Below are 13,341 nucleotides of genomic sequence, written 5' to 3' on the forward strand. Positions count from 1 at the left end.
AGTACATTCGCGTAACCTAAAAAGATCGTCCGATATCCAAGCGCATTATCAACATAAGAGGAGAGCACTTATGAAGCACCTGTTGATCGCGGGACTGTTTCTTGCGGTGACCATGAGAGGCGCATCGGCGCAGGTCAACGCCGGTGAGCAGAAATCCGATCCAAACCTGCCCTTTACCGTGACCCAGGTTACCACGTTGAATTTACCCTGGAAGATTGCCTTCCTGCCTGACGGAAGAATGCTCATCACCGAAAAGGTCGGCGGAATGCAACTGGTTACCCAGCAGGGCGCAAAGACGCCGGTTGCCAACACTCCAGCCGTTTTGTGGAGAGGCCAGGGTGGAATGCTGGGCGTCTTTCTATCGCCGAATTATTCTAAGGACCACAATATCTACCTCACCTATTCGGAACCCGGTGATGGCGGTTCAAGTCTTGCCCTTGCGCGGGCGCAGCTCAAGATCACGCAGGACACGGCCAGCCTCGAAAAATTTAAGGTGATCTGGCGCGATGGCGAAAGAGGGGAAGGTGGCCAATTTGGCGCGGAGGTCGCTTTTTCTCCTGATAACAAATACCTCTTTCTCTCCTCTGGCGACAGGCAGCGCATGACACCGGCCCAGGATCCCAACCAGCCGCTCGGCAAAATACTGCGCCTCACGCTCGATGGCAAGCCGGCCCCTGGCAATCCCATGGCCGGCAAGAAGGGTTCGGCCACCGTGCCGGTCATCGACCCGCCCGCGGACACCGAAGCTGCAAAGTCCGCCCCGGTCGTAAGGACATATACCTTTCCCGGTCCAAACCTGACGCCGTCTGAGACCTGGGCCACCGGACTCCGCACGCCCTATGGCCTGGCCTTTGCGCCGGATGGACGGCTGTGGGAGCTGGAACACGGCCCTCGCGGCGGCGATGAGCTCAACCTGATCGAGCCCGGCAAAAATTATGGCTGGCCGCTGGTCTCTTATGGAGTCAACTACAACGGCGTGTCCATTCCCACACCTGACAAACGCGCTGACCTCACCGAGCCTGTGATCTATTGGGTTCCGGTCATCGCGCCGGGCAACCTCATGTTTTACAAAGGCGCCATGTTCCCCCAGTGGAATGGCTCGGCATTCGCCAGCGGGTTGATCTCGAAGGCGCTCATCCGTATCACCTTCGACGGCAAGGGTGGAGCGCAGACTGCTGAGCGTTGGGATGTAGGATTCCGAGTCCGCGACGTGGAGGTCGCTCCGGACGGAGCACTGTGGATGATCGAAGACGCAAAACCGGGTCGCCTTGTCCGCGTGACGGCGAAATAGGGCGCCGAACCGGGAGAACCAGGCGATATGAACCATAAACTGAAACCGGTGTTTTGGACAGCCTGCGCGTTTCTGTGCGGGATGCCCCTCTTGAGCCAGGCCCCTCAGACCCTGCCGGACGGTAAAGGTAAAGCGGAATTCGTCCATAACTGCACGGCATGTCACCGCGCCGATATGGTGACCGCTGTCAAGAAAACTCCGGATGACTGGCAAAAGAGTGTCTTTGAAATGGCCTCTCGCGGCACCGACGGCACAAAGGAAGACCTGGACAGCGTCGTCCTGTACCTGGATAAGTTCTATTCGTTGGATAAGCCTGTTCCGGCCGATGCAAAACCGGCTGCGCCGCCGGCAGCCTCAGAAACTCCCACCGCGCCAAACCACTCCGAAATCGAACGCGCAAAGCGCATGATTGCCGAGAACAATTGTCTTGGCTGCCATCGCATCGAACAACAGGGAGCCTCCACCGCGCCATCGTTGAACGGAGTGGGAGCACGGCACACTGTGGATGAGTTGCGGGCAGCTATTGCGAATCACCATCCATCCTCCGGCTCAGGCAGCATCCATCCTGAGCCTCCCTATGAAGGAAAGATCGCGGCAGACGATCTCAACGACCTGGTACGCTATCTTTCCTCGCTTCCTCCCTCACCGTAGCGGTTCGCCGCCTTGCTCAAGGTCGTGCTGACGGCCCCGGAGGTTGTGAGGATGACGCTTCGTGCCTGATTCGCCGGCCTCCCAGGTCCGAAAATCCTGACATGGCGCACCCATTTTTGCGCGGCTTACAGCAGTGAAGACGTAGGCCCCCAATGGGGAGAGGGATTACAGCGCGATTACTCGCTCGACAGGCATTCTATAGGAGAAACGGCTAGTGCACGCCTGAGCGGCACGTATGCGGCGGCAGCCAGGAGCATTCCGAGCAAAACCAGGCCGGCGATATATCCTCCAAAAACAGACCTTGCACTCAAGCTATAAAGTTCCGCAAGCCCTGCTGCCGCAAGAATAGCTCCAACGGAGCCAAACGCCAGCCCAATCAAAATCGAACGCCGCAGCCTCTTCATCATTGAAGTGCAAACCTGGGTCTTGTTCGCGCCGAGCGCAATCTGAATGCCTATTTCCCTCCTGCGCTCTGAGACATGCAGCGACACAATTCCGAAAAAGCCAACCGCCAAAATGATCGTCGCCATACAGGCGCAGGTCGCGCCCGAGATTGTGATGACCTTCCATAATCGAAGATCGTCGTCTATCCGGCTCATACCATCAAATCCTCTCGATTTTTCAACCCAAAATCGACTTCAGCATAAAACGCCGCACCGGCAGATGTCATAACGCTCATTTTGGCATTTTCTCAAGGCCGGATGGCCCAGGTCTTAGGGAACTCCACCGAGCAAAACACGAGGGTGCCCCTGGTCTGGATTCTCGGACCTGGGATAGCACGAACCTCAGTTTTCCGGTTCCGTCGAGCCCCCGTCTTCGATTCATGCATAATCGCCGCGGCACTCATCGAGGCACGATCCTCGGTTGACGCAAACAGCCGAATGCAATCCTCCACCAAGCCTGCCGTCCTTCCGGTATGTGGGTTAAACAGGCTCAACTCTACCCGCTTCGCCCCCTGTGGAAATCTTTGTCAAGCCCTCCCGCGAAAAATAGTTTGTAACCCCTTTATCATCAGCGCAAAATTCTTCGCGGAATTTGCATAAGATTATTAGCCTTTATGCCACACTGGAATAAGCAGAAATAACCAAGGCCCGAATCCCACCGGATTCGGGCCTTTTGCTTTTCTGATCTCTGATCTCTGAACCCTGATCTCTGTAAAAGGAGCTTACATCATGCGAAACCTGACCGTCCGTGTTCCCGATGAAGTCTACAAAGCCGCTCGCGTCTACGCGAACCGGCATCACTCGTCTATCTCCTCAATCGTGGCGGATTTTCTATTCACCCTCCGCCATCTCTCTGACTCAGGAGACGGGATGCGTCCCGGCTCAGCCATCGACTTCCACCGCGAACTTCTGAAGATCAACAAGGTAGGCCGCGCCAACCTCGAACCCCTCAACGACAAGGAATTCCTGGCCATCGCCCGCTACCTGCTCAGCTCGGAAAACTAGACTGTGCAGTTGCACAGTCCCGGAATGAAGATCGCATAAAGATTTCTATAAGGAGTGTGGAAATGGCCATAATCCGAACAAACAAAGCCGCTTCGGAACGGAGGCTGCACAGGATAACTCAAGCCATTGTCCAAATCCGAACAGCTACTGCTGCGCCGCAGGCGGCGGCGTGGGACGGTTTTTAGCCCGCAGAAACGCAATCAATTGCTGAATCTCCTCATCCGAGAGCGACTCGCGAAAAGGTGGCATTTTGGTCCCGCCATCAAGAATCTGAGTAGAGATTTTCTCGTTGGTCATGGCCTTTTGCTTGCGGATTTCAGCAAGCACCGGTGCCTTCTTGGTGCCTTCAAGGCTAGCGCCATGACAAAATCCGCAGCCTTTATCGCGGTAGAGAACGGCTCCAGCCATCTCAGCCGATTTTGTATCCGAGCCGTAGACCAGAGCTGTCGAGCCAAGCAGTAAGAAACAGAGGAATGCAAAGAAAGTCTTGTGGAATCTCACGGGAGTATTTTCGCATGTCAGAGCAAAGTTGGCGTTCCATCGATCGGTGGACGCGCATAGTGAAAAGTGATGGCCGCGCATGGAATCCATACGCGGCCAAGGTGTTGTGGCGTTAGCAGATTTAGCGCCGTGGTGCAAAGCCGAAGGTGACAGTGACGGCGAAACTGCGGCCGGCCATGATGCTCGGCAGGTCGGCGCCGCCGAGTGTAGTAGTTGCGTTGAACTGGTCCACACAGGCCGCCGGCTTGGCCGTTGTGCCACAGGTTCCGGGAATGTCGCCGGCGGGAACCGCGGAGTTGCCAAGCGTAAGTGTCTGGAGGTTGTGGGAATCCATAAGGTTTGTAGCACTCAGACGAATCTTCGTCTGGTCGAAGATGGAGTGGTTGCGAATGGTGTAGTTGAAGTAGGTATCGAGTGTGCTGAATGGATCGACAATGGCCTGATTGTGATACTGGCCGTTGTCCATTCGCTCCTCGCCGATGCGCTTGTTGAAGATGCCAGCCTCAAACCCGTAGTGGCCATAGGTGAGTCCCTGCGCCTCGGTATCGGTTGGCGTCTGCTGAACCCAAAGGCCGCTGGGCACCCTCTGATACACAGGATTGGCGGGATAGTTGGCAAGATTGGCATTCATCTGGCCGCGATAATAGCCAGTGCCGGCAGTTCCGTTGAGGTAGAGACTCAGCCCAGGAGCGAGGACGACTGTGCTTTCGAATTCCAGTCCTTTGGCTGTGGAACTGGGCTGCAGGTAGTAGATGGTATCGCCGTAGTCCGGATCCGTGGTGACTGTATCTGTGGTGGACGAGTAGCCGCTCTGGAAACGAACCATATAAGCATCGGCATCGATGGAAACGCGGTTGGCCTTGAATACGGTTCCCGCCTGGTAAGCACTGCTCTTCTGCTGCTTGGGCTGGATCGCAATCTGCGGAACGGCCGCATTGGCAGAGGCTGCGGTCTGGTTGTAGTCGTAGACTGCGCTTGGCGGGACTACGCTGCCCGTGGAAGCCTGGCCGTAGAATGACCAGTTCGGCCGGACACGGTAGTTCAGATCCAGCGACGGGAGCCAGGCGGTAAAGTTGCCAGTGTTGGTGATCGTGTTCGGACAGGGTGCGGTGACGCTTGTGCAGCCCAGATTGCCAACTGTTGAGCCGTCGTCAGCGAAGTGGAGAATGTCGAAGGTATAACCGGCAAACTTGACGCCAGTGGTTACGTTGAACTTCGGCGTGACGTGGAACTCATATTCAGCGTAAGGCTGATACGAATTGGTCCAGAAGCGCTCATTAAACTTGGACAGCGCCTGATCAGCCCAGTTGTTAAGCGGGTCGCTAGGGTACTGGTGGCGGTTGGTCCTGGCCCACTCGTACCACATGCCTGCGCGGAAAACGCCGAAGGTGGAGGTTTGCGAGATCTGAGCAATTTCTCCATATTTGCGGTAGCTGTTGTACTTGTCAATGCCGCAAGGGAGAGCAGCTATGCCCTTCTTGACAACCTGCACATTGCAAGGCGCAACAGCCGTGCCGAGGTAGTACAGTGAGTCCTTGCCTGTTGCCGAAGTCGAAGCCAGATACGACCCGGGAAGCTCGGCCATTGTGGTGGCATGGGTGATTGGGGTGGCGTTCGAGTACTTCTCGCCGTTGTCGTAGTTGTAGGTGTAAGGCTTGACTTCGAGATACCAGCCTTTGCCAAACTCTGTCTTGAGGCCGACGTACTCAAAGTCCGTGGGCACAACATAAGAGTTGTACTGGAAATTGAACCAGCTCGCCGGGTCGGAATTATTCGTCATCAGGAACTTAATTCCAGCCCCGGTTTGCGGCAGCGTAACCGCTGTGGGCGTACTGGCGCCATTCAGGTACAAATTCTCAGTGCAGCCATAAGAGCCAGTTGCGGAAGTTCCGTACATCATGCAGCGTGAGGAGGAGATGTTAGGGCCATTCGAGTAAAGGTGAATGACGCCAGAGAAGCCGGTGAGCACCGTGCGCGGCGAGAAGGTGTACTGGTAGAGCAGCGAGCCTGCGTCGCGCTCATTGTAGTTGAAGCTCTGGTAGCCATCCGAAGTCATGCGGTGTACGTCGACGAAGAGGTTTGACTTCTTATCTCCGCCGAAGAGACCGAAGTTTCCGGAGTTGAAGGCAGCGTCATAGAGCTTGGTGTTCCAGGTGCCATACGAGGCGGTGCCGCGGATGTTGAGCTCATTGGAGAGAGGTTTGGAGAACTGATGCATGGAGCCGCCAAAGGGCGTTGGTCCAATAGTGGAAGCAGTACCCGGGCTGCGGTCGAAGTCGACGCCGCCGATCCACTGCGAAGGGAAGAATGCCCAGGAGTGGTGAGTAGGCGTATTCGTGTCGTAGTAGGGAATGCCGTCGAAGTCGATGTTGTACTCACCATCGGCGAATGCGCGGAAATAGGTTTTGCTCTGGCCGAGGCCGACACCATTGGAGCTGGTGGTGAAGGCGCCGGGAACAATCTGCACCAACTCGCCGAAGTCCGCGATGGGCGAAGTAAAGTTCTCGATGTAGGTGTTGGATACGAGGGATTGCGGTGAACCTTCGTCGAGAAATCCGCCGCTAGGCGCAGCCTGTGCGGCAATGGAATCGACGCCGGCGTTGACTTCAATCTGCTGCATGACGGAGCTGACGCCAAGGGCGATGCTCACCTGAGCGGTCTGTCCGGCGGTGACGACAATGCTGGTCTTTGAAGCCCCGGCGAAGCCAATTGCACTTGCGCTCACGTTATAGGTTCCGGCGGAAAGGCCTTCTATTGAGTAAGCACCGTTGTTGTCGGCCTTGGCCGTCTTGGTAGCTCCCGTTTTGGCATTGGTCACAGTAACGTCAGCGCTGACGACAGCCTTGCCCTGCGCATCGGTGATGTTTCCGTTTACGCGGGCTCCGGCGTCCTGAGCGTGGAGCACGAATGCAGGGAGAAGGAAGGCGATGAGAGCAAAGATGAAAAAAATTCGCCCCTTCCTTGCAATAACTTGTTTCACTTCTGCCTCCAGAAAGCAAGATGGTTTTTTAAACGTTTTTCAATTTGAGTAGAGCGAACCAGCAAACTATGTGGTCTGCACATCGCTTAACCCTTAGAGTCAGCTGCATTGCATCACAACTAGACTGAGCCCATACGAGACTCCTCACAAACCTTGCATAGTGCGACGTGCAAATCTGGAACAGTAAATGACATGTTCCAAGGAACACTATTAGCGCACGTGCATGGTGTGCCATTGGCCGCGTTGGGCTCTGTAGTACCTGAAACTTAATGGGGTTGCATGAATATCTGATTACAAGGGGTTCCGCGCGTGGCGATGACACAGGATTTGCAAGATGTCGATCAGCAGGTACCGATCTACGCCAGCCTGCGAGCACGCCTGTTTTGTGAGGGTTGTGCGCAACATCCTTATTAGCCTCGAGGTGCGGATGAGCGAGAAAGACCGGGAGTACAACATGAATCAAATGTCAGATTCGCTTCAGGAGTGTTTCAGGTTTTTGATGTACTGACACGTGCTTCAAGTGACACGACAGAGTGTTTCTTGCAGTGTTCGTCTCAACGCATTGCCATCTCCGCTGGACTGTGGACCGTTGTTCGAGCCGTTATGTCACCTTTTGCATGCTTCTCTCCATCTTGTGGAGAACTCTCTGCAGTAACTGAAGGTAAGAGGATATCGCTGGTTCAGATTGAGACGAGAGCATTCAATTCCTGCTCCTCGTGCTGCTGCAATGTAAGAGGAAACACTACCGTGAATGAGGATCCCTGGCCTGGCATGCTGTTCAGCGTAATCCGGGCACGATGCGCGTCGGCGATCCAGCGAGCTATAGAAAGGCCCAGGCCGCAGCCAACCTGTGTTTTCCTTTCCCTCAAGTCCGCCTGATAGAAGCGTTCAAAAATCTGCTCCTGTGCGCCGGACGCGATGCCCACTCCAGTATCGCGGACGACTACGCCGGCCTCGTTCCCATTGACAAAGACCTCGGCGTGAATCTCTCCTTCTTCTGGCGTGTACTTGATCGCGTTGTCCAGCAGAATACTCAGAAGCCGGCTAATCAGCAATTCGTTCCCTTCAATATGAACCGGCTGTCCGGGCAAGTCCCAATCAAGCAAAACTCCATTCGATTCGGCGAGATCCTCGACGCGCCGGCAACCACTCACTACAAGGGCGCAAAGATCGATGCGCTGGAATGTCACTTCATGGATAAAGTTCTTGCTTTGCACGAGCGACAGAAGCGCATCCAGCAGAGTAGCTCCCATGCAGCACTCATTTACGATACGGTTCAGATCGTCGCGATATTCTTCCTCGGTATGGCTGCGTTTAAGCGCTAGTTGGGCGGTGGCAAGAATCACCGTAATTGAGGTGCGAAGGTCGTGGGACACATCGGCGGAAAACTGGCTCAGACGTGATACGGCCGCCTCCAGCCGGTCCAGCAATTGATTCCAGGCTTCGGCGAGCTGCCGCACCTCATCCCGGGCTTTCGGCACGGACACCCTTGCCGAAAGGTCGCCAACTCCAATATCCAGAGCTGCTTTTGTCAGCCGATCGACGGGGGACATTGCGCGCCGACTCAGAAAATAGCCACAGAAAGAGGAAAGAATCAGCAATCCCGGAAGAAGGAACAGTAGCGCATTCCTATAGATGCGAAGGATGTCCATCTCCTGCTCCAAGGAGCCGCCCTCATAGAGCCGCGCCTCCGCTCCCTGGAATTCGATTGCATGGCACATCACCATCGTTGGCGCGCCATCCAGCTGCACAACTTGAAAACGCCAACGACGGCATCCGGAAGAATCCGAGAACGCCCAATCCGTATTCTGCGTGCCGGTTGGGAACAAGACGGTCCCGTCCCGCCCGCGCAGTTGAAACAAATTACCTTCATGCGTCACCAACGCATAATTCTGCAGTTGTGCTTCGATGGGCACAGAAATATGCTGTGAGCGATTGTCCGCAAGCAGACGGAGCAGCCGTTCTTCGCGGCCCAGAAGATGGATCTTCTTTTCCTGCAGCAGCGCGTAGTGCAGGACTGCATAAGAGATAACGCCAAACAGCAGCATGCCTGCGAACGCCACCAACAGATACCAGAGGGTCAGCTTAGCGCGTATGGAAAGTGGATACATTACTCGTTCACGAAGATATAACCAGTGCCGTGGACCGTACGAATCAAGGGACGGTTTGCTTCATCGTCTTTCAGCTTGGTGCGCAGGCTATGAATATAGACATCAAGTGTGTTGGCCTTAACCTTGTCCGCACTCCCCCACCCAGCTTCAATCAGCTCTTCGCGCGGAGTGACTAATCCACAGCGGCGCATCAGGACTTCAAGCAATGTAGTCTGCTTTTGTGTCAGTGCCACCGTCTGTCCGTCGCGCATGGCAATGCGCTGTGTGCAGTCCAATGTGATGCCAGAAGCCTGTAGAATAAGCGGCGCTGCATTTTTCGAACGGCGTGTGATGGCGCGCACGCGCGCCAAAAGAATCTCCAGCAGGAATGGCTTGACCAAATAATCATCGGCCCCAAGGTCGAAGGCCTCCAGCACCTTCGGCACAGAATCAACCGCCGTCAACATCAGGATTGGCGTTGTGCAGCGCCGGGAGCGCACCTTTTCAAGAACAGACAGTCCTGTCATGCCGGGAAGAAGGATATCGAGCAGCGCAACATCAAACTTATTGCCGAGCATCATTTCGGCACCCTCGGTCCCGCTATAAGAGATGGATACGCTGTGGCCATCTTCTCGCAGGCCGCGGTCCAGGAGGGCGGCAATACGCTTGTCGTCTTCAATGAGGAGGATGTTCATTGCGGTCAGGAGGCAGAGTATCAAGACTTCGTGTATGAAATATGAATGTCACGTTAAACAGACCGCCGTCTTAGGGCGCTCTAATAATGTAAGGTCCTTCAGAAGCAGGTCTTGGAACGGCAGCATAGTGAGTTGCGAGCGCGGAACGAAGGTTTTTGCCATGATGCAGGGATCGAAAGCGGGGCTTTACGCCGGACGACTTCGACAGGAGATTGCAGAGTGTAACCGGCAGTATGCAGCGGGCCGTTGCCACGTGGAGAGTGTGGGTGGCGAGTCCGTGATTGTATACGCGCCACAGATGGACCCGGATGGGCGCATGATACATGGAAATTTCTTCAATGCCGCGTACGAGGCAATTGCGGCACAGCCTGATTGGGTGAAGCGATTGAACAAAGTGCATACGGGCGGGCGCGGGTTGCCAAAGCTGCTGGATGAGCCTGGGCGCAAGTGGAAGGAACTCGACTCGTGCATGAGCTCTGATGCGCTGCTGATGAATGTGTTTTGTGCGCCTGGGGTGGCCGAGAGCGGAAACGTGAGGCGAATGCTGGGAATGGAAACGCAGGGTGAGCCTGTGTTTGGTTGGAAGGCGCGCGTGCCACTGAAGAATGGGCTGACGGATCGCACAGAAGTGGATATGCGATGGGACGGCCTGTTAGTAGAGGCGAAGCTGACGGAGCTGGATTTTCAGGTGCGCGCTTCGGCTGTTGTGGAGGCGTATAGAGATTTTGAAACGGTCTTTGACCGGGAGTTGCTGCCGCATGTGGAGATACGTGAAGCACGACGCAGAGCAGCTACTGAAATGCCGGAGGAGTTTACACAAGAATGGGAACCTGGGACTGAGGATAGCGAGATTGCGCGGGAATATCAGGCAGAGATTGCAGCGCGTGCGTGGCGGACTACATCGGCTAAGGCAGGCTATGCGGGCTATCAACTGATACGCAATGTGCTGGCGGCGCATGCGACCGGATGCAGCTTCTGCGTGATTCACGACGAACGCAGGCCCGATCTGCGCGAGGCTTGGTTTACGGTGTTGAGGGCGGTGAGGGACGCAGAGATGAAGACGCGGCTGAAGGTGCTGACCTGGCAGGAGCTTGCAGCGGTATTGCCGCGCGAGCTGCGGGAGTTTCTTGAAGTGAAATACGGGATTGTTGCGGCGGAACGCAGAAGTTAGCGTCCCGCGCCGGGGATATAGGTGTAATCGATCTTCGCAGGTTTCTTGATCGGGTCGCCGGTGAGGTCGTGCGTATGCCAGACGACGCTTTCCGCAGCGACCTCGGGATGTTTGCTAAGGAACTGCAGCGCGTAAGCAGAGGCCGTAGGATCGTCCTTCTGGTCGGCGAACTTGGCGGACTCGATAGCGGCGCGTTCCTTATCGCCGAGGCGGCGATAGAGAATGGCGAGCTGGTAATGAGCGGCGAGATCATCGGGGTCGATGGCCTGGAGACGTTCATAGGCTTCCCGCGATTTTACGTAATCGTGCTGCTGGTAGTAGCTGAAGCCCAGTTCGCGGAGAGCGTCGCGGGCGCGGGGATACTTGACCAAGACAGCTTCAAGATCGGCGATGGCATCCTGGATATAGCCGGCATTTCGTTCTACGAGAGCGCGGTAGTAGAGCGCACGAGGATCGCCGGGGAGGAGTGTAAGAGCCTTGGCGAGATTGCCCTTGGCATCGTTATAGCGCTCCCACGATATCTGCACGATTCCCATGTTGGTGAAGGCATCAGCATAATCCGGTCGCAGAGCGGCAACGCGTTCAAAGGCGTGGACCGAGGCATCGTACTGCTGGGCATCGAGAAGCGCGATGCCGTAGTTGTTCCAGCGCATCCACTCAGGATTTTCCCCCTGCATGGGCTTCGAGGGCTCGTTGTCGCCGATGGTGAGGGTGCGGGTTTGCGAGGCCATGTCAATGATCGGCACCGGATAGTGCTTTTGATCCATCGCGTAATCGATGAAGTGCTGATTGAAGCGGCGGTATTTGACGATAGCGGTAATGGCGAACTGGCCGGTGATGTTCTTTGGGAGCCGGAAGCGATAGCGCACGAGCTGCGAGCGGCCTGACTGGATGGTGTTGTTGTAGGCGAGAACGCGGTTGTGCCATATCTGGTGGAGATCGTTCAGCTCGCCTTTGTTGTTGATGAGGCGATTGGTAAAGGAGTGGGCAGAAGGATCAAGGTTGCCATCGGGCTGCAGGAAGCCACTCTCAGCGATAGTTTTGCCGGACCCATCCTTGACGATAAAGTTGACCCATGACTCATAAAAGTCGCGCTGCTCGGGAACATGCGAGTGGGCTATGCCCTTGTTCTGAATGACGACGTCGGCGGTGAAGGCTTCACCGGCAGCGATGGCGTAATGGGTGAGGCCAAGCGGAGCGACAAGGACCTTGTTCGTGTCGGCTGCGGCGGCGCTTTCTTTTTCAAGTGCGAAGATGTCGACGTTGAAGACGCCTTTGCCGTCATAGCTGTTCTTGAGGAAGTCGGCAGTCTTCTGGGCTTGCTCATCGTACTTGTAGTACTGCGCCATCAGGGTGTTAGCGCCGAGCCAGCGGTGAGAAGCGAATTTGCCTTCTTTCGCGCCCGGATCGTCAGAGCCCGCAGGCAATGCCTCGCGGTTCATGTGGCATGTCTGGCAGTTGGAGACGGAGTCTTTGCGATAGAAGGGAAGCGGCGACTGTTTGGTGAAGCTGGCGGCCTGCCACTCGTCATATAAGGAGATGGCGCGAAGCCACTTATAGTTGTCGAGTGAGGCAGGGATGGCGGCTTTGTGGCAGGCTGCGCAAAATTCAGTGGTTTTATAGAGCGGCTTCATGACTGCTTTGGAATGGCGGTCGAGGTGGGTGAGGATTTCCGCGTCGGTGACGGAGCGGGTGATGGGCGCGCCGTTTTCATCCACAATGACAGCGGGAATACCCATGACGTAGCTGCCGGTTCCTGTGGCATCCGTTGACTGAATGGAGTGGCAGGTAGAGCAGGTAACGCCCTCGTCTTCAAAAGGCCGCTTCTTGGGCATTCCCTGCGAAAGATCACCGGAAAGCAGAGCAACGGGATTGTGGCAGCCTTCGCAGTGACGGGAATACTGAACGCCCTTCTCGTCGATGAGCATGTTGACGCTCTTCAGATACCAGGGAGCGCGAAAACTGTTGGCGTGAACCGACTGGCGCCACTGGTGGTAGGCCTCTTTGTGACAGTGACCGCAATATTCGGCAGTGTAGAAGGCCTTGGGACTGAGGAATTGACCGTTCACGCTCGTCGCGTTTGAGGGCAGAAACGGAGAGTCCTTGCCGAACGCATAGTTGTAACGCGCGGCGACTGAGTTATGGAACGACGTTGTGGGCCCGGTGACCTTGATGGCTGCTGTGTAGGCCGCACCGGCAGTGGCGGAGGTGTCGGAAGATGCATTGGACCCAGAGACCGACTTGGGATCAGTGGCGGCGCGGACGGCCCATGTCGCAGTAAGACAGGCGGCGACAGCCAATGAAACCAGCAACATACGGCGCAATGCAGATTTTGACATTGTGCGACGGTCTCCCCGGAAACTTGCGTTCCGGCGGAGCGGATGACGGGGCCTTTTCCACTGGAACTGGATGAACGGTAACAGAGTGGATACGTGGAGTGTCCTCCATCCAAAGGTGGAGGAATTGAGATTGTGATGAGTCAGTTGGGTTGGCGAGCACGGGCGTGAGAAAAGG

At 55.9% G+C, this 13,341-nt stretch carries 10 protein-coding genes; 4 read left to right on the forward strand and 6 right to left on the reverse strand.

The genetic code is table 11. From position 1 onward, the window contains the following. The first annotated feature begins 70 nt into the window (after positions 1–70). The gene (locus ABSG47_RS01810; protein WP_424165606.1) at positions 71–1,291 is read left to right on the forward strand and encodes a PQQ-dependent sugar dehydrogenase; all 1,221 of its coding nucleotides are present in this window, start codon (positions 71–73) and stop codon (positions 1,289–1,291) included. Between the two features lie 90 nt (positions 1,292–1,381). Next, entirely contained in the window at positions 1,382–1,942 is a 561-nt protein-coding gene (locus ABSG47_RS01815) for a c-type cytochrome (protein ID WP_424165608.1), read from the forward strand. A 176-nt stretch (positions 1,943–2,118) separates the two neighbouring features. Here the strand turns inward: ABSG47_RS01815 and ABSG47_RS01820 are convergent, their stop codons facing one another. Further along, positions 2,119–2,541 carry an FtsX-like permease family protein gene (locus tag ABSG47_RS01820; RefSeq protein WP_424165610.1) on the reverse strand — a complete coding sequence of 141 codons (423 nt, stop codon included), beginning with the start codon at positions 2,539–2,541 and terminating at the stop codon, positions 2,119–2,121. Between the two features lie 573 nt (positions 2,542–3,114). Between ABSG47_RS01820 and ABSG47_RS01825 the strand changes: the two genes are divergently transcribed. Next, on the forward strand, positions 3,115–3,390 hold the full coding sequence (locus tag ABSG47_RS01825) for a hypothetical protein (protein ID WP_424165612.1): 276 nt from the start codon (positions 3,115–3,117) through the stop codon (positions 3,388–3,390). 144 nt (positions 3,391–3,534) lie between these two features. Here ABSG47_RS01825 and ABSG47_RS01830 read toward each other — a convergent pair whose 3' ends face one another. From ABSG47_RS01830 to ABSG47_RS01845, 4 genes are all read right to left on the reverse strand, one after another. Beyond that, the gene (locus ABSG47_RS01830; RefSeq protein ID WP_424165615.1) at positions 3,535–3,891 is read right to left on the reverse strand and encodes a c-type cytochrome; all 357 of its coding nucleotides are present in this window, start codon (positions 3,889–3,891) and stop codon (positions 3,535–3,537) included. Positions 3,892–4,012: 121 nt separating this feature from the next. Continuing rightward, positions 4,013–6,871 (reverse strand): TonB-dependent receptor domain-containing protein, encoded by a 2,859-nt coding sequence (locus ABSG47_RS01835; protein WP_424165618.1) that lies wholly within the window; start codon positions 6,869–6,871, stop codon positions 4,013–4,015. Between the two features lie 680 nt (positions 6,872–7,551). Further along, positions 7,552–8,982: an ATP-binding protein gene (locus ABSG47_RS01840; protein WP_424165621.1), complete on the reverse strand. Its 1,431-nt coding sequence runs from the start codon at positions 8,980–8,982 to the stop codon at positions 7,552–7,554. Further along, the gene (locus ABSG47_RS01845; RefSeq protein ID WP_424165623.1) at positions 8,982–9,656 is read right to left on the reverse strand and encodes a response regulator transcription factor; all 675 of its coding nucleotides are present in this window, start codon (positions 9,654–9,656) and stop codon (positions 8,982–8,984) included. The genes ABSG47_RS01840 and ABSG47_RS01845 overlap by 1 nt, the downstream gene beginning before the upstream one ends. 127 nt (positions 9,657–9,783) lie before the next feature. Between ABSG47_RS01845 and ABSG47_RS01850 the strand changes: the two genes are divergently transcribed. Beyond that, positions 9,784–10,827, forward strand: a complete 1,044-nt coding sequence (locus ABSG47_RS01850; protein WP_424165625.1) for a PGN_0703 family putative restriction endonuclease — start codon at positions 9,784–9,786, stop codon at positions 10,825–10,827. Here the strand turns inward: ABSG47_RS01850 and ABSG47_RS01855 are convergent. Further along, the gene (locus ABSG47_RS01855) at positions 10,824–13,166 is read right to left on the reverse strand and encodes a tetratricopeptide repeat protein (RefSeq protein ID WP_424165628.1); all 2,343 of its coding nucleotides are present in this window, start codon (positions 13,164–13,166) and stop codon (positions 10,824–10,826) included. The two genes, ABSG47_RS01850 and ABSG47_RS01855, sit on opposite strands and share 4 nt — an antisense overlap. Positions 13,167–13,341: the final 175 nt, after the last annotated feature.

The sequence above is a fragment of the Occallatibacter sp. genome, assembly GCF_049510455.1.
Taxonomy (GTDB): Bacteria; Acidobacteriota; Terriglobia; order Terriglobales; family Acidobacteriaceae; genus Telmatobacter.